The organism is Mediterraneibacter glycyrrhizinilyticus, from assembly GCF_015560805.1.
Classification (GTDB): Bacteria; Bacillota; Clostridia; order Lachnospirales; family Lachnospiraceae; genus Schaedlerella; species Schaedlerella glycyrrhizinilytica_A.
The window spans coordinates 193,964-211,472 of record NZ_JADMSO010000001.1 but is presented as its reverse complement, the minus strand read 5'-3'; the positions used below and the strand labels follow the sequence as shown (position 1 = coordinate 211,472).

At 47.7% G+C, this 17,509-nt stretch carries 16 protein-coding genes; 5 read left to right on the top strand and 11 right to left on the bottom strand.

All coding sequences use genetic code 11. The features are described 5' to 3' along the window. Positions 1 to 16 precede the first annotated feature (16 nt). The 8 genes from I2H87_RS00995 to I2H87_RS00960 all read right to left on the bottom strand — a co-directional run bounded on the left by I2H87_RS00995 (position 17) and on the right by I2H87_RS00960 (position 7,364). Positions 17 to 463 (bottom strand): hypothetical protein, encoded by a 447-nt coding sequence (locus I2H87_RS00995; RefSeq protein WP_195609114.1) that lies wholly within the window; start codon positions 461 to 463, stop codon positions 17 to 19. 33 nt (positions 464 to 496) lie between these two features. Further along, positions 497 to 1,456, bottom strand: coding sequence for an RpnC/YadD family protein (locus tag I2H87_RS13755; RefSeq protein WP_117550669.1), 960 nt, complete (start codon positions 1,454 to 1,456; stop codon positions 497 to 499). A 440-nt stretch (positions 1,457 to 1,896) separates the two neighbouring features. Beyond that, positions 1,897 to 2,766 carry a M23 family metallopeptidase gene (locus I2H87_RS00985; protein ID WP_195609113.1) on the bottom strand — a complete coding sequence of 290 codons (870 nt, stop codon included), beginning with the start codon at positions 2,764 to 2,766 and terminating at the stop codon, positions 1,897 to 1,899. Between the two features lie 161 nt (positions 2,767 to 2,927). After that, on the bottom strand, positions 2,928 to 3,833 hold the full coding sequence (gene trxB / locus I2H87_RS00980; RefSeq protein ID WP_195609112.1) for a thioredoxin-disulfide reductase: 906 nt from the start codon (positions 3,831 to 3,833) through the stop codon (positions 2,928 to 2,930). 38 nt (positions 3,834 to 3,871) lie between these two features. After that, the gene (proC, locus tag I2H87_RS00975; RefSeq protein ID WP_195609111.1) at positions 3,872 to 4,666 is read right to left on the bottom strand and encodes a pyrroline-5-carboxylate reductase; all 795 of its coding nucleotides are present in this window, start codon (positions 4,664 to 4,666) and stop codon (positions 3,872 to 3,874) included. A gap of 67 nt (positions 4,667 to 4,733) precedes the next feature. Next, complete coding sequence (locus I2H87_RS00970) at positions 4,734 to 5,006, bottom strand: acylphosphatase (RefSeq protein WP_195609110.1); 273 nt, start codon at positions 5,004 to 5,006, stop codon at positions 4,734 to 4,736. A gap of 26 nt (positions 5,007 to 5,032) precedes the next feature. Beyond that, positions 5,033 to 5,770, bottom strand: a complete 738-nt coding sequence (locus tag I2H87_RS00965; RefSeq protein ID WP_195609109.1) for a TraX family protein — start codon at positions 5,768 to 5,770, stop codon at positions 5,033 to 5,035. A 100-nt stretch (positions 5,771 to 5,870) separates the two neighbouring features. After that, entirely contained in the window at positions 5,871 to 7,364 is a 1,494-nt protein-coding gene (locus tag I2H87_RS00960; protein ID WP_009267329.1) for a glycoside hydrolase family 30 protein, read from the bottom strand. Positions 7,365 to 7,495: 131 nt separating this feature from the next. Between I2H87_RS00960 and I2H87_RS00955 the strand changes: the two genes are divergently transcribed. The 5 genes from I2H87_RS00955 to hydF all read left to right on the top strand — a co-directional run bounded on the left by I2H87_RS00955 (position 7,496) and on the right by hydF (position 13,182). Beyond that, on the top strand, positions 7,496 to 8,503 hold the full coding sequence (locus I2H87_RS00955) for an AraC family transcriptional regulator (protein ID WP_195609108.1): 1,008 nt from the start codon (positions 7,496 to 7,498) through the stop codon (positions 8,501 to 8,503). Positions 8,504 to 8,825: 322 nt separating this feature from the next. Next, on the top strand, positions 8,826 to 9,146 hold the full coding sequence (locus tag I2H87_RS00950; RefSeq protein WP_195609107.1) for a TM1266 family iron-only hydrogenase system putative regulator: 321 nt from the start codon (positions 8,826 to 8,828) through the stop codon (positions 9,144 to 9,146). After that, positions 9,143 to 10,192, top strand: coding sequence for a [FeFe] hydrogenase H-cluster radical SAM maturase HydE (hydE, locus tag I2H87_RS00945; RefSeq protein WP_330611391.1), 1,050 nt, complete (start codon positions 9,143 to 9,145; stop codon positions 10,190 to 10,192). Before I2H87_RS00950 ends, hydE begins: the two co-directional genes overlap by 4 nt. Before the next feature lie 125 nt (positions 10,193 to 10,317). Beyond that, the gene (hydG, locus tag I2H87_RS00940) at positions 10,318 to 11,739 is read left to right on the top strand and encodes a [FeFe] hydrogenase H-cluster radical SAM maturase HydG (RefSeq protein ID WP_195609106.1); all 1,422 of its coding nucleotides are present in this window, start codon (positions 10,318 to 10,320) and stop codon (positions 11,737 to 11,739) included. 39 nt (positions 11,740 to 11,778) lie between these two features. Next, positions 11,779 to 13,182: a [FeFe] hydrogenase H-cluster maturation GTPase HydF gene (gene hydF, locus I2H87_RS00935; RefSeq protein WP_195609105.1), complete on the top strand. Its 1,404-nt coding sequence runs from the start codon at positions 11,779 to 11,781 to the stop codon at positions 13,180 to 13,182. Here hydF and I2H87_RS00930 read toward each other — a convergent pair. From I2H87_RS00930 to I2H87_RS00920, 3 genes are all read right to left on the bottom strand, one after another. Further along, on the bottom strand, positions 13,143 to 14,105 hold the full coding sequence (locus tag I2H87_RS00930; protein ID WP_195609104.1) for a type II CAAX endopeptidase family protein: 963 nt from the start codon (positions 14,103 to 14,105) through the stop codon (positions 13,143 to 13,145). The two genes, hydF and I2H87_RS00930, sit on opposite strands and share 40 nt — an antisense overlap. A gap of 277 nt (positions 14,106 to 14,382) precedes the next feature. Beyond that, a complete protein-coding gene (locus I2H87_RS00925; protein WP_195609103.1) occupies positions 14,383 to 16,551 on the bottom strand; it encodes a sensor histidine kinase in 2,169 nt (722 codons plus the stop codon). After that, entirely contained in the window at positions 16,520 to 17,218 is a 699-nt protein-coding gene (locus I2H87_RS00920) for a response regulator transcription factor (RefSeq protein ID WP_054703430.1), read from the bottom strand. The genes I2H87_RS00925 and I2H87_RS00920 overlap by 32 nt, the downstream gene beginning before the upstream one ends. Between the last annotated feature and the right edge of the window lie 291 nt (positions 17,219 to 17,509).

The following is a 17,509-nucleotide window of genomic DNA, read 5'->3' as shown; positions in this document are numbered from 1 at the left end:
CAAGCGCAGCAGCATTTTATTTTTCTATCTTTTTCTCAAATTCTTCAACCGTCTCCGCTTTTGCCGCCAGTTTCAGCCATTTTTTCAAAATATCCGGTTTTTCTTCTTGCATAATCTTGCTTTTCAAAGTCTCCGGGATTTCTCCCAGATCTTCCAGGAATTCCAGGATATTATTCACAGTTCCCAACCGGATTCCCTCTTCTTTTGCTTCTTCCCTCTGCACTTTAATATCCATATCATAATCATACTCAGCTATTAGCATATTGACCGCCTCGCTTCCCTTTTTCCGCAGATATTCTGAGAGGATTCCTCGCCTGATACATTCGTCCACCGCGTTCTGCAATGCATTTTCTTCTCCTGTCCGCTGATGGGCTCGCACTGCTTCTACAAACTGGCTGTACTCTCCGAGCACAGGGCATTTTTCAAGTATCTCATGATGCTGATCGGGATTGATATTAATCATTTTTACTTTCAAGTTTCAAAGTACCACAAGATGTTATTTCTCTACACTTTTCTCAAATTGCTCAATCGTCTCCGCTTTTGCCGCCAGTTTCAGCCATCTTCTCAAAACATCCGGCTTTTCTTCTTGCATGATCTTGCTTTTTAAAGTCTCCGGGATTTCCCCCAGATCTTCCAGGAATTCCATGATATTATTCACAGTTCCCAATCGGATTCCCTCAACCTTACCAAGTTCCTTTCCCCTTGCAATGCCCTGTTCAATTCCCTCTTCTTTCGCTTCTTCCCTCTGCACTTTAATATCCATGTCGTAATCATACTCAGCTATTAGCATATTGACCGCCTCGCTTCCTTTTTTCCGCAGATATTCTGAGAGGATTCCACGCCTGATACATTCGTCCACCGCATTCTGCAATGCATTTTCTTCTCCTGTCCTCTGATGAGCTCGCACTGCTTCTACAAACTGACTGTACTCTCCGAGCACAGGGCATTTTTCAAGTATCTCATGATGCTGATCGGGATTGATATTAATCATCTTCACTTTCAAGTCTAAGGTCTTTTCGCCGCCCTGTTCCAAATAGGCATCCGACAGCTTCAGCACCTCTTCCTTTGCCCACGCTTCTTCCCCATTGTAAAACGTATAAAACTCGGGTTTCGGAAGTTTCACCTGCTTCTTTTTGTATCGGTCTTCCACCGGAACTAATTGCTCATATGCCCGCCCGACATACAAAAGATTTCGAAGCGGCATATTCTCGTTGATTGTGGACTGATGTTCTCCAAATACGATCAGCTTTCCGCCTGCATCGAAAGAAATATCGTTCTTAAAATTCATATACAGCACATTCTCCACCCGGATTTTTCGGATTTCCGTTCCCTCCGGAAGAGGTTCTTCATGCAATGCATTATATAACGAGATTTCATTTGCCTCCGCAGATTCATCCGCATAAAATAAATCTACAAATACACTATCTTTGTACTTTTTGTTTGCTTTTTCTGCCATAAGTCTCCTTTCTCTTTCTCCGGTTCAGACTTATGACACCTCTCAGATTTTCTCAGAATCTTTTTTTCAGTATACGAAAAATTTCTGTACCGTTCAAGTCCTCCCCAACAGAATCCACACGATTCTTTTGTACACTTTTTTGTTTTCAAAATCGGTTACTTGGGGGGAATCCCCCGGATGGCGTTCCCGCCGATTCGCAGTTTCCACGGACAGAACTTCCGTGAGTGTATTTAATTTATCATGAGATTTGAAAAGATACAAGATGACATTTTTCACAAAATTCCGGAAATTTTACAGATATAAAACCGGATCAAAATCACCGGAAGTGCAAAAGGCTCATTCCGGGATTGTAAGCAGTCGCCAAGGTCCCGGGTAAGCCCGGACTTTGGCTCGTCGTCTATACAAATAAGAGCTGACACATTCTTCCAAAACGTCAACTCCTACTTCCCATTTTCTACTATATCTCCGGCTCTAATATATGACCGGTCATTTTCCGTATGATTTTTTATTTTATCAAACAAAATCGGTAAACTTGCTGATAACAAAAAACTTTTCCCTTGTTGTATTTGAAAATGTATATGTGGCTCACTCGTATTCCCGCTGTTTCCGCAACATGCAATCTGCTGCCCTCTGCAAACTTTGTCGCCTGCCTTGACACAAAAGCTTCCTTTCTTTATATGAGCGATCATACTGTATTCATGTTTTGAGTGCCGGATGATCACATAATTCCCTCTCAGATCAGAAGCGCTGCATACTGCTTCTATTTTCTCCGGAATAGGTGTGTCATCAAACGCATCTTTGATTTCCACAACGGTTCCACTTTCAGCTGCCAAAACAGGCTTACCATAACAAAAATAATCCGTCACATTTTTTCCACTATTGCAAAAAGTTTTCCCATGCTCTTGAATATAAAAGTCATACGCATATCTTTGATTGCAAATATTCCATGAATGCGAATCGTCTTTTGTGATTCCTCCATTTGCAACGATCCACCGTCCCTCAAACGGTAAACCGTATCGCACTTCCGGCTTATAATTTTTGATATCAGGCAAGTGAAATAAATTTCGCAAATAGATAATCGGGATTCCCAATAACATGCCCAAATTCTGAAACAGGAACTTTAAATCATTGATCGTTTCATCTTCTGACTTCGTTCGCAGAACAATAAAAAACGATAAAATAAAATCCACGATTCCCAATAGAAAAAATAACGCAAACCACTTTAGCGATGAAAGATCAAAAAGAATCCCTATGATCCCTATCCCGCCTAACCAGTATAACTTTTTTGTGATTTTAATAAAAGTTTCCATCGCGCCTCCCGGATCATCCGCCGCGGATATTTCGGTGCTTTTCAAAGCTGATAATTAAAAAGCACCGCAATTACGCGGTTTAGCACGTAATTTTCCTTGTACTCTGACTCTTCCTCCCTTGCAACAAAAGGGGGACTATCGCCCCCTCTGCTCTGCATGGTTTATTTCTGCAAATATTTCACCGCCGCAAGCGCCGCCACAGCTCCATCTGCCGCCGCGGTCGTCAGCTGACGCACTTCTTTTGTCCGGCAGTCTCCGGCCGCGAATACGCCCGGTGTTTTTGTCAGACAGTCTTCCCCTGCCTTAATAAATCCGGCTTCATCCAATTCCACCAGCTCCGCAAACAATTCATTTTTCGGCGCATGACCGATCGCCACAAAAATACCGTTCACATCAAGCTGAAAATCTTCTTTTGTCTTCTGATTTGTCAGGATCAGTCCGGTCACCATATGTTCTCCGACGATCGCTTTCGGGACTGCACTCAGAACAAACTCTACATTTTCACGTTTTCTGAGCATTTCCACCAGCCCTGCTTCCCCGCGGAATTCATCCCGCCGATGCACAAGATATACTTTATTACAATAATTTGCCAGAAATGCCGCATCCTGAAGCGCAGTATTTCCGCCGCCGATCACTGCCACATCTCTTCCGCGGAAAAACATTCCGTCACAAGTCGCACAGTAAGAAATCCCGGAACCGACAAGCTGTTCTTCGCGTTCCAGTCCGAGATGCCGGTGCGTCACGCCTGCCGCAAGGATCAGCGACTTGCATGCATAGTCCGTTCCCGCCGTCTCGATGACTTTCATCCCGTTTGAATCACGCACGCCGGTCACCTGCTCCATCACCGTCTCCGCTCCGAGATTTACTGCTTGTTCCATCAGCTTCATGGAAAATTCTGCGCCGCTGATCTTCGCGATCCCCGGATAATTTTCCACTTCCGGAGAGGATGCGATCTGGCCGCCGAAATTCGTCCCCTCAAATACGATCGTCTTCTTTCCTGCCCGCTGCCCGTAAATTGCCGCGGTCAGTCCGGCTGTTCCGCCGCCGATAATCCCAATATCATACATCGTAAAAACCTCCTTCCTTGTTCTGCTCTTCACTGATTTTACATATTTCTAGAAACTTCCGCACAGGCTTTCATTGCTTCGATCAGTGCGCTTCGGAACCCTTTTGCTTCCAGCACACGAACCGCCTCGATCGTCGTTCCGCCCGGAGAGCATACCATATCTTTCAGTTCGCCCGGATGCCTGCCGGTTTCCAGAACCATTTTCGCACTTCCGAGTACTGCCTGCGCCGCAAATTTATAAGCCTGCGGACGTGCCATTCCGTCGGCAACCGCTGCGTCTGCCATCGCTTCGATCATCATAAATACATATGCCGGAGAACTTCCGCTTGTGGATACGACTACGTCGATCAAATGCTCCGGCACCACCTCTGTTTTTCCGAATGCATTCAACATTGTAAGAACCTCTCCCAGTTCTTCTTCCGTCACTCGCTCGTTTGCGCAGACGGCAGTCATCCCCTCTCCGACCATCGCCGGCGTATTCGGCATTGTGCGAACGATCTTTAACGGTCTGCCAAATTGCTCTTCCAGCCACTTTAATGTTTTTCCCGGCGCGATCGTGATGATGATCTGGTCTTCCCGGACAACGTCCTTGATCTCTTCGATCACAGATGCATAAAACTGCGGTTTCACCGACAAAATGAATTTATCCGCTTTTTCTACTACTTCCTTATTGTTCTCGGTCACATGGATTCCATACTGATCTTTTACTTTTTCTCTTCCCGCTGCAAAAACATCCGATCCGATGATCTCCGATGCCGGGATAAGTCCCTGTCCGATGATGCCTCCCATGATCGCTCCCGCCATATTTCCTGTTCCGATAAATCCTAATTTCATTTGTGCTTGTCCTCCTGTTTGTTCTTATCTCTTATGTTCTTATATTTTAAAATCCATTTCGGATTTTTTATCCTCTTACTTTAAAACCATGCTCTTCCTTGAGCGGGACTTCTTTTGTGTCCATCCATTCGATCGTGATGAACTGCCCGTGGTTCAATCCCACCAAAAGCTTGTTGATCAACGCTTCGCGACCTTGGATCTCCATGGAAACCGTGCCATCCCACTCATTTGCCACCCAGCCGGTCAGCCCAAGCGACTGCGCCAGATATTTTGCAGTGTAACGGAATCCCACGCCCTGTACACGCCCATGAAATATAATATGTTTTCGTACTTCCGACATAATCTTTCTCCTTTTTCCGATGTATGCTATAAAAAGAAACACACGGCAATTCCCCAGATCGCCAACAGATGAAGTGGATAAAATAAATAGAAAAACCATTTTGAAAATGTTTTCCCACGCACAGCACGCTTTCCGTTGTAAAAACACATCAGCACGACCGCCGCCGGAACCGCTCCGAGCACGCTTCCCGCTGTGACAAGAACTGTCATCCCCGGAGAGTAGTACAGCATATTTCCGGTAAACATCATAAATGCAAACAATGCCCAACTGATCAGAAAGGCGCGCCACATTTTCTTTTCGGAACCGTATGCATACGCAAACAATAACGTGTAAGCTGCCGCCATCGTCGGCCAGTCACAAAATCCGGTCAGAAAGATCAGGATCAGATAGCCTGTCCACCGAAAGAACGGACTCTGAATCCGTGCCTTTACCTCCAGAAGCAAAAAGCAGAAAAATAACGTAAACAACATGTTCAGTACCGTCGTCTGAAACACCAATGTATACGGTATCTGCGCCAAAACTGCAAACAAAAGCAGTCTGCCCGCATAACGTATCCGGGAATGTGTGTGATAATATCCCTCCACAAGAAAATAACACATGACCGGCGCGGTAAAATAACCGATGTCAACCAACAGTTCCCTAAGGAACGTCCCCGGCATAAGAAACACGATCCCGATATGATTCAGGACCATTGTAAAAGTTGCGATATATTTGATCACGTCACGATTTAAAACGCGTAAATTTTTTTCATTCAAGCTGTTCATCCTCTTCTCCTGTATCTATTTCCGGATTATTTTATTATATAAGAAAAAGGAAGCAATGTCACTTCCTTTTTCCTACATCTCACGATTCTCGCGCCATTCATTATTTCTTTTTTTCTTCCTGCTGCGGTTCGATCACAATCGTACTCAACGTATACGCCGGAATCCGGATCCGGATTACATTTCCCTCCAGACGGATCGCATACTGACAGTCTGTTCTCGTCTTATTTAAGATCACCGCCACAATAGATCCATCCACATTTTGCGCCGCCGTCATTTCAATTTCTGCATCGCATTTAGAAAATCCGATCCGTTTCGCCCCCGGCAAAATATACCGTGAAAAATGCGCAATAAAATCAAACGTAAGATTTTTCCGATAGGTGCCATCCTCATTTGCGATCATCGGTGCCGCAAATCCACTCGGCACATGTCTCGGACCTCCGTTTTTGTCCACAATCAGATTCCAATCGATCCAACGGTTCATTCCCGCATTCAGATTACCGATCAAATCATGCGCATAGGCAAATGCATCTTCTGTCTCCACAGTCTCCGGCAGTTTCGGATCTCCGAACAGTCCTGTAATTCCTGCTTTTCCGGGTTCATGCAGCGCACAACATTCGCTGGACATCAGAATCTTATCCGGATAACATTTCTTCGTCAGATCCACCGCTTCAAAATGATCACCGGAATACCAGTGAAATGCGATTCCCTCGACCATCGACATCGTTTCCTCGTCAAGGATCTCCTGTGCATATTCCAAAACCCGCTCTTTATTATGGTCCCAGATATAAATGCCTACTTGTTTCGTCAAGCCCGCTTTCTCAAATTCCGGGTATAAATAGTCGCGTAAAAATGTCTTCTGCTCTCCTGCCGTCCACACACAGCTGTCCCAATTCGTTGCCGCGATCGATTCGTTCTGGATCGACATCATTGTCACCGGGATCCCCTCATCCAAATACGCCTGCACAAATTTCACAAGATATTTTGCCCATGCGCCATAATACTCCGGTTTCAGACTGCCACCGTTGCACCTTGATGGTTTTGTGTAATCGACCGGTTCCACTTCAAATCCGAACAATGCTCCGTAAACGGCAAGATCATTTTGCTGCTTTTTCGGCGGAGTTTTCCATGCTGCCGGAGGAGACCAAGGACTCAAAAGCACCTCCAGCGGCTCCTTAGAAATTGCCATTGCCTCTTTCAGCATCGGAATGATATACTTCTGATCCCGTTTGATTGAAAATGTCGCAAGCTCCGGATCCGCGATCGGGTCTTCCACCGCGGCATATTCTTCCAAAGAGAAATCACAGCTGTCCATATGTACGCGGACAAAACGCGTGTGATTTCCGTTTTTCCCGAAATATTCTTCGAGAGCCGCCTTTCTCACCGCCTCATCCATTTTCAAAAATAAATATGCCGAGGACTCCGTCATCGCTCCGCCAAATCCCTCGATCTCCTGAAATGTGGTCTGCGGATACAGATTCAATACCCCCGATTCCAAATGTCTTGGCTCATCCGCCTCTTTTGTGACCGGGATCTTGCACGTCTTCGGATAAGCATTCCCATTTACTGTAAAAGTTGTGATCTGTCTACAATTCATAATTGGCTCCTTTCCACTCTCATGATACAATTAAAATTATCATAGAATCCGATTTTCTTCTTATAACATCGGAAATATTTTTTCCAATATTCGATCAAAACAACATTGTTTTTAACTCGGAGGAATTGAAAATGAAATCCAAAGGCTATTATGAAATCAAGAAAATGAACAGGCTCATCCCGGATCTGAACGTAGAAGCTTTTGCCGGAAACGTAAGATTTAACCGTCTGCATTGGCACGAGCATTTGGAGATCCTCTGCTGCATCGCCGGAAGTTTCCAGATCCGGATCGACGGCACACTTCTGACACTGCAGGCAGGTGATCTTATAACGATCAACAGCGGACTGGATCACGAGATCTCAAACGGCACTCCCGATGGACTGCAGCTCATCATTTCTGTCGATCCGCAATATTTACGTAATCTTTCCACAGAAGTTTATTCCTGTTCGACCATCGGAGAATGCGCACTTCCGCCAACCGATCCGGATATCCAAAGTCTCCGGCACAGCCTCGGAAAAATGACCTGGCTTCTAACACCGGATTTTCAGGATCTTCCGACGCTTCCCCCTTATGAGCATACTTCCCACCCATCCTGTACGCCGCCTGTCCTGCAGACCGAGGAAGAATGGAATGCATTCCATATGGAGCTTTACAATGTTCTCCGCATCCTGTCCCGTCATAAGCAAATAAAAAAAGAAGAAAGTACACGTTCTGTATCCAGAGAATTATTTTCCAAATGTATTCAGATCGTCCATGAGGAATATAACCGCCCCCTCAACGCAGAGATCCTGGCAAAACGCGTCCATGTCAGCGAACCGACGATATACCGGATGTTCCACCAGCGGCTCGGTATCAGCCTTATCAATTATCTGAACACCCTCCGTGTCAACATCGCCTGCGGTTATCTGGAAAACACCACGCTCCCGGTCACAGAGATCGCGGAACGGTGCGGTTTTACAAGTTTGAGTAATTTTTACCATGTATTTCATCTCATCAATGGAATCGCCCCAAACAAGTACCGCAAAAAAACCGCCGGAACACTTCCCCGCAAAGAATTACTCCATCAGGATATTATGGACTTCAACCAATTCCAACATTTCTGGGAATTGCCGTATAAAAAAGGGGATTTGCTGATCTGAAATAAATTTTTCTTTACCAAACTCCGCTTCCTTTTTCTCCCCCTCCATGCTAAAATCATCTTAAATCGTTCTGACTGCAAAGGACTGTTCTTTTCCGAACCATACGAACCGTACCTGCGCAGAAAGGCGCGCATATTTTCAAATCATACAAGAGGGCAGCGCCCTCTTACTTCTGATACCCGCGCCTTTGATTTCGGAATGGCACGGGTATTTTTTATGCTACGTGAACATCCATCCCGAAACCGGAGCCTTGAACCTTGCCGGATCTCCGGCCCAAAAAGCAAACGTCACTTTGACCCTAGACATAAGAAAGGAGAGTTTCATGGACACACGGATCGCTTTGATCGGGATCGTGCTCATAAGCAATGATTCCGTCGAAGAACTCAATCACCTGTTGAGCCGGTACGGAGAATACATCATCGGACGGATGGGACTTCCGTATCGCGAAAAAGGCATTTCCATTATCAGCATTGCCATCGATGCACCGGGTAATATCATCAGTGCGCTTTCCGGAAAACTCGGCATGCTGCCCGGCGTCAGCACAAAAACCATTTACGCAAAGACTACGGAGCCGGCTGCGGATAAGACGCTGACAAAAGCTTCCGAAAAAACACAGGCAAAGGAGGACACGTCACGTTTATGAAAGATATGAAACAGCTCATCGACCGCCTTGAAAATGAACAGGCGCTTCCCCGCGAAGACTGGATCCGGCTTCTCGAAGATTTTACACCCGAAGACGCCGCGTATCTCAGTGAACGTGCGCGTCATGTCCGGCAAATGCATTATCAAAACCGCATCTTTATCCGCGGACTGATCGAATTTACAAACTACTGTAAAAACGACTGCTTCTATTGTGGGATCCGCAGAAGCAATTCCAACGCCCACCGCTACCGTCTGCCAAAACCGGTCATCCTGGACTGCTGCCGCAGCGGATATGAACTCGGCTTCCGTACATTTGTCCTCCAGGGCGGAGAAGACGGACATTTTACCGATGCTGTTCTTACCGATATCGTTCATGCGATCCGCACGGAATTTCCGGACTGTGCGATCACGCTTTCCATCGGAGAACGTTCCCGCGACAGCTATCAGCAACTGTTTGACGCCGGAGCCAACCGTTTTCTTCTCCGACATGAGACATTTGACAGCACCCATTACGCGTCGCTCCATCCCGCCGGACTGACCGCCGCTTCCCGGCAGAAATGTCTTTGGGATCTAAAGGAGATCGGCTATCAGGTCGGAAGCGGATTTATGGTCGGTTCTCCCGGGCAGACAACGGAAAACCTTGCCGACGACCTGCTTTTTCTCAAAAAATTGAATCCGCAGATGGTCGGGATCGGACCGTTTATTCCGCATCATGACACGCCGTTCGCCAAAGAACGGGCTGGAAGTCCGGAGCTGACTTTATTCCTGCTCAGCGCCATCCGGCTGATGCTTCCGAAAGTTCTGCTCCCGGCTACGACCGCTCTCGGAACGATCGCGCCGAACGGAAGAGAACAGGGGGTTCTCGCCGGGGCAAATGTCGTCATGCCCAATCTGTCCCCGAAAGATGTCCGCGGCGATTATCTGCTCTACGACAATAAAATCTGTACCGGCGACGAAGCCGCCGAATCCGTAGCCAGGCTGAAACGCTCCATGCAGGCGATCGGCTATGACGTCGTTGTGGATCGGGGCGATTCACTGAACATGTAGCGTATTGAAAAAACAGGTAACATATAAAAAACAGTATCAACAGGCGCCGACCGGCAAATTGCTTTGTGCTTCGCACCCCCGCAATTTCGGCGTTTCAAAAATATAATCTCAGGAGGGAAACTACAATGTATGACGTAACTTCAAAATGTGCCGATGATTTTATCAACCACGAGGAAATTCTGGAAACACTCGCCTACGCCGACGAAAACAAAGACAATCTCGCATTGATCGATTCTCTGATCGAAAAAGCAAAAAAACGGAAAGGACTGTCTCACCGTGAAGCTTCCGTTCTCCTCGCCTGTTCCGACGAGGAAAAGAATCAGGAAATCTTCAAACTTGCGGAACAGATCAAAAAAGATTTCTATGGAAATCGGATCGTGATGTTCGCGCCGCTTTACCTGTCCAACTACTGCATCAACGGCTGCACTTACTGTCCGTACCATCTGAAAAATAAACATATTGCAAGAAAGAAACTGACACAGGAAGAAATCCGCAGAGAAGTCATTGCCTTGCAGGATATGGGACACAAACGTCTTGCACTGGAAGCCGGCGAAGATCCGGTGCACAATACGATGGATTATTATCTGGATTCGATCAACACCATTTACAGCATCAAGCATAAAAACGGCGCGATCCGCCGCGTCAACATCAATATCGCCGCAACGACCGTGGACGATTACCGCCTGCTCAAGGAAGCCGGCATCGGAACCTACATTTTGTTCCAGGAGACTTACCACAAAGAAAGCTATCTCGAACTTCATCCGACCGGACCAAAGCACGACTACAACTACCATACGGAGGCAATGGACCGCGCCATGGAGGGCGGGATCGATGACGTCGGACTGGGTGTTTTATTCGGACTGGACAAATACCGTTATGAGTTTGCCGGACTTCTGATGCATGCCGAACATCTGGAGGCGGCGTTCGGCGTCGGACCGCACACGATCAGCGTTCCGCGTCTGAAACATGCCGACGACATCGACCCGGATCAGTTCGACAACGGAATCGACGATGACATTTTCGCCAAGATCGTTGCCTGCATCCGCATCGCCGTGCCGTACACCGGCATGATCATTTCCACCCGGGAAAATCAGAAGACAAGAGAACGCGTCCTGCACCTCGGCATTTCCCAGATCAGTGGCGGCTCCCGCACAAGCGTGGGCGGTTACTACGAACCGGAACCGGAGGATGCGCGCTCCGAGCAATTCGATGTCAGCGACACACGTTCTCTCGACGAAGTCGTGCGCTGGCTCATGGAAATGGACTATATCCCGAGTTTCTGTACCGCCTGCTACCGGGAGGGACGTACCGGCGACCGTTTCATGTCCCTCTGTAAGAGCGGACAGATCCAGAACTGCTGCCATCCGAATGCACTGATGACATTGAAAGAATATTTGATGGACTATGCTTCCCCTGCAACAAAAGCGATCGGCGACAAACTGATCGAACGGGAAGTCTTAAATGTCCCGAACGAAAAAGCCCGCGCCGTTGTCCTGGAAAATCTGCGCCTGATCGAGCAGAACAACCGGAGAGATTTCCGTTTCTGATCCGCTTCTGACAACGCATTTCAAGAAAGGATGCATTTTATGAGTTTAAATTCCACACCATCTGCCGACCGGATCCACATCGGGATCTTCGGTCGGCGCAACGCCGGTAAATCAAGCATCATCAATGCGATCACCGGACAAGATCTTGCGATCGTTTCCGACGTAAAGGGAACGACTACCGATCCGGTCTTAAAAGCAATGGAACTGCTTCCGTTAGGTCCAGTCGTCCTGATCGATACCCCCGGATTGGACGACGAGGGCGCACTCGGACAACTGCGGATCCAAAAAGCAAAGCAGATGTTGAACAAAACGGACATTGCACTGCTTGTGATCGATAACACGCTCGGACTGACCGACGTGGATTGGGAAATCCTCGCGCTGATACAAAAGAAAGAAATCCCCTATCTTCTTATCCGCAACAAGTGCGACCTGAAGATGGAGTCGCATGATTTTCCGCAAATGCCGCGCTCTCCGGAAGAAACTCCCGACGCCAGCCGCGCTTCCGACTTTATGGCAGTTTCAGAGGAACATCAGATCACAGTCAGCGCGAAGACCGGATTTCATATCGAGAAATTAAAAGAACGGATTGCGGCGATCGTTCCAAAAGAATCCCACTCCCGGCGCATCATCGGCGATCTGGTCGCACCGGGAAGTCTCGTCCTGCTCGTCGTTCCGATCGATTCCGCCGCCCCGAAAGGCAGACTGATCCTGCCCCAACAGCAGACGATCCGGGATCTTCTCGACGCCGGAGTCGCCGCCGTTGTCGTCCGGGACACCGAGCTTTCCGATACACTTTGGCGGCTTGGCTCCCAGATTTCCCTCGTCGTGACCGACAGCCAGATCTTCCCGAAAGTGGCAGCGATCGTTCCGCCGGAAATTCCGCTGACCTCTTTCTCGATCCTGTTTGCGCGGTACAAAGGAAATCTGGAAACGGTCGTCCGCGGCGCACAGGCGCTTGACGATCTGCAGGACGGAGACACGATCCTGATCTCGGAGGGCTGCACCCACCATCGCCAATGCGAAGACATCGGGACGGTAAAGCTTCCCCGTTGGATTCAGGAACACGCGAAGAAAAGTTCCGAAACGAATTCCGAAAAATCACCGGAAGTACCAAAAGGCACATTCCGGGATTGTAAGCAGTCGCCAAGGTCTCAGGCAAGCCCGGACTTTGGCTCGTCGCCTATACAAAAAGAGCTCCGTTTCGAATTCACGAGCGGAGCTGAATTCCCAGCCGATCTGTCGCCTTACCGGATGATCATCCACTGCGGCGGCTGTATGTTAAACGAGCGGGAAATGAAATATCGTTTGAGCTGTGCGAATGATGCGGGTATTCCGATCACCAACTACGGAACTGCGATCGCCCATATGAAAGGGATCCTGAAGCGCAGTACCGAAATATTCCGTCACAACGAAAGTATCGGCGGCGAAACGAACATTCCGTAGATCATTATGACAAGACCGGACAGAAACAGGATTCCCGACACGGCGATGAGCGTGATCACAATATCCGCTCTTTTGCTCGGGAAAAGTTTCTTCCGGTAGCCGGCAGCCTTACTGTGCATCAAATAATTGCCGATATAAATACATGCCGGCGCCGCCGCGCTCAAAAACACATAAAGCCCAACGGTCGCCAAAGGCATCTGCGTACTTTCCAGCAATTCCGTCCCCTGATTCAGTTCCGGCGGAAGCTGTGAAAAAATCTGCTGCACAAAATAAACCGACAGCACCGAAAAGAGATTGTTTACAAAATGAAACAAACAGTTATAGAACAGATTCCCGGTCTCCAAAAGCAGGTAACTCATGACGATTCCCGCGATTGCGGTCGGGATCATCCGGATCCAGTCCCCATGGAACATCCCGAACACCAGCCCGCAGATGACAACGGAAATCCAACGGTTCTTCCACCATCCGCCGCGCTCCAGACTATTTAAAAATACGCCGCGGAACAACACTTCCTCACAGATTGCCGGTGTGACCGCAACGACCAGAACCAACATCCCCAGCGGTATGCCCATAAACTGATCCTGCATTCCGCTCTGCACACCAAAAAACTGTTCCGGAAAAAAGACAGCGATCACACAGAGCAACGCCATTTCCAGAAGCATCACGCCGATCCACATCATTACAACACCGATGGAATTGACAACCCGGGGCGTTTTCAGCGGAAATATGTCGCGCACATCCGCCTTTGCGAACCGGATCACCGCGATACAGACTACAACAAGCACCCATTCTCCCAACAGGCTTCCCCAGATTCCAAGCGGAGCGAATATATAAGGCGCTGCAATAAATATAAGAACAGCACTTACGATCAACGCCACAATCCCATGCCACAGTTTCAAACTTCTCTTCACCTCTGTATCCATCCCTGTCACATCCTTTCCTGTCGGACTCATTTTCAACAGATTCTTCTCTGCCCGATCCTATAAAAAGCCGGTGTCAATACATCGCGGCACTACCCAAAACGAACACTTTCAATACAAAGTGTTCGCTTTTGGTATCACCATCTTATCACATTTCCATTCAAAAGAAAAACCTTACCGACATTCTGCACGTGAAATTCCACTTGTGAAATTTCGCTTGTAACATGCCGATAAGGTCTCTGTTTTCATCATTCTCTTATAGTTTCTTTCATCCTTTCGCTCACTTTGCAGTCTCCGTTCTCTTCGGGAAATCAATCTCCACCTTGAACAGATCCGCGTCTGTCGAAACTTTCAATGTTCCGTATTGTAACTCTGTAAAGCTCTGGGCGATCGCCAGTCCCAGCCCGGACCCCTCCGTATTTCTGGAAGAATCTCCGCGCACAAACCGTGCCGTGATCTCGTCCGGATTAAAGTTCAGCTCCGCCGCGGACACATTTTTCATGGTGACCGTCACACCATTCTCCTGCTCGATAAGATCGATATAGACGCGCGTATGCGGCATACCGTATTTCGTGATGTTCACAATCAGGTTTTCAAAGACACGATAGGTTTTCTGGCTGTCCAGTAAGAGTACCACTTTCTCTTCCGGAAGATTCCACCGGAAATCCAGATCCGCCTCTTTGATCTTCCGATCGCATTCCAGTCCGACCTGTTTTAAGAGTCCCACAATGTCCACTTTCATAAAATTCATCGTCACATTTTTGCTTGTGGCTTTGCTGATCTCAAACAGATCTTCGATCAACACTTTCAACCGCAGTGATTTCCGTTCCAGAACTTCCAGATATTCCTTACGTTTCTCCGGATCTTCCTCGGATTTCAAAAGATCCACATATGTGATGATCGCGGTCAGCGGCGTCTTCAGATCGTGGGAAACATTGGTGATCAGTTCCGTCTTCATCCGCTCGCTTTTCACTTCTTCCTCGACCGCTTTCTTAAATCCTTTCTGGATCTTCTGGATCTCTTCTTTCATCGGATTAAAGATTCCGAGATCGCCGTCGATCGGCGCGTCTAAATTCCCGTCCGCCAACAGATTGGTCGATTCCAGAAGCAGCTGATATTTGTTCTGGATATCCCGAAAATATTTCCGCAGGAACAAAAACAGCAATACAGAATAGATGATCAAAGCAAAAATTCCGAAAAACCAGAAACAGGTGATGATCACAAGTACGATAAAATTGAGGATCACGATACGCAAGATATTTTTATTTGTCTTCTCCTGAATATCCATATGGAGCAGACCGTCATAAATCCGGTGGATCCACCCTCTAAACGTCTGCCAGCAATGTTTTACAAAGCCGGTGATCCCATTCATTCCCTTGCGGATCTTATCATCCGAGTCCTCTCCGCTTTGTTTATACCATGTATACACGAAACCGCAGATCGTCCGTTTTCTCCAATATTCTTTCTTCATAAACAGGATCGCGGACAGACAGGTCACGCCCCAGTACACACCTGCAAATACAAGAAACCACATTCCCACATTGAGCAGCTGCTCTGTCATCGCCGCAAAGTCACGCTGGATCCCGCCGAGCGAAGAATCCGATGCGAAACGTCCGCTGATCGCACTCCATGCAGCCTGCGCGCGGCTCAGCCGGTTTCCGGCAAAATATGCCCACACAAGCAGCACCAGACCAAGCGGCGCCCGGAAGATCTTCCAATCCCAGATCCGCAAGCCTTTATTCAGTGCGATCACAAATGCCGCCGCTCCGACGAGAAGCACCAGTCCCCATTCCAACATGATATAGGTACTGTCATCCGAAAGAGCGACCGCATACATCCATGTATCATAGGAATTATCCGTCATATACGCGTCCAGATTTTCCTGCGTGATCGCAAAAACTGCCGTCACATCTGACGGTTCCGAAACATAATCCCAATTATCGTCGTATTCAAACGCATTATACAGAGCCTTTTCGATCTGATACTGTTCCTGCGCTTTCTGCGCGCTTCCGTCAACCGTGACCTCGGTCAATTCTCCGCCTGCATCAACATCAAATGTTGCCCGAAATGCATAGTTACTGTCTTCATCTTTCAGTTTCTTTGCAAATTTCTCATCATTGTTTCCGGTCAGCGCATTGCCGTCTGCATCATACAATTCACACTCGATATATTTCCGGAGTAAGAAAAACTCTTGCCCGCCATAATTCTCCATGACGTATGACTGATCCGTCTCCTGATACACTTCGTTATACAGGAAATGGATTCCCGGGACCAGATTATCCCAAATGTTCTCGATCGCATCTTCCAGTTCTGCCCGGTCTCCGGCTTCACTGATCCGATTTTTATACATCGGATACGAGGCTGTCATACTGATCGAACAGATCAGAAGAAACACGACGATCAAAATACCTGCGAATTTATGATTGTTTTTCAATTTTGTATCCAACACCCCACACCACCTTTAAATATTTTGGATTTTTCGGATCGATCTCGATCTTCTCACGAATGTTGCGGACATGTACCATGATCGTATCCGTATTGATCGCACGTTCCTGCCAGACCCGCTCGTAAATTTCTTCCGCCGAAAATACATGCCCCGGATTTTTTGCCAGCAGCAATAAGATCTTGTACTCGATCGGCGTCAGCTTCACCGGGCTTCCGTCCATTGTGACCTGTACCGTATCTTCGTTGATCTCAAGACCGCCGATGACATGCACATTTTCTTTTGGCTCCAGTTTTTCCATAAATCTCCGGTATCTGCGAAGCTGGGAATTGACCCGCGCCATCAGTTCCATCGGCGTAAACGGTTTCGTCACATAGTCGTCCGCCCCGATGTTCAATCCCATGACTTTATCGACTTCTTCTGATTTCGCCGAGAGCATGATCACCGGAAAATCATGCTTTTCCCGCAGCTTCATCGTCATATGGATCCCGTCCATCCGTGGCATCATAATGTCCACGATCGCCAAATGGATCTCCTCTTTTTCTATCACTTCCAATCCCTCGATCCCGTCTGCCGCCTCAAAGACTTCATATCCCTGACTTTGCAGATAGATCCGGACTCCCTCTCTGATCTCTTTATCGTCTTCCACTACCAACACATGATTCATTTCCATATGATGCTGTCCCTCCTTGCTGTTCTTCATACCACCCCGGGATACCGGGGGAAAAAGATACCTAAGCGTCAATGTACAAGGGGAAATACGCCTCAAACCGCGTAATTCCGGTGATTTTCAGCGTTATCCTCAATCGGCGTACATCCAGTACGCTTCAATCGTCTGCCTTGAAAAGCACCGAAATATCCGCGGTTGAGGTCTGCGAGTCGAGAAGAGACAAATCTCAGCCTCTTTTAGGCACTTGAACGACGCGTACAGAGACGTACGCGGAGCGAAAGTAACAACAAAGAG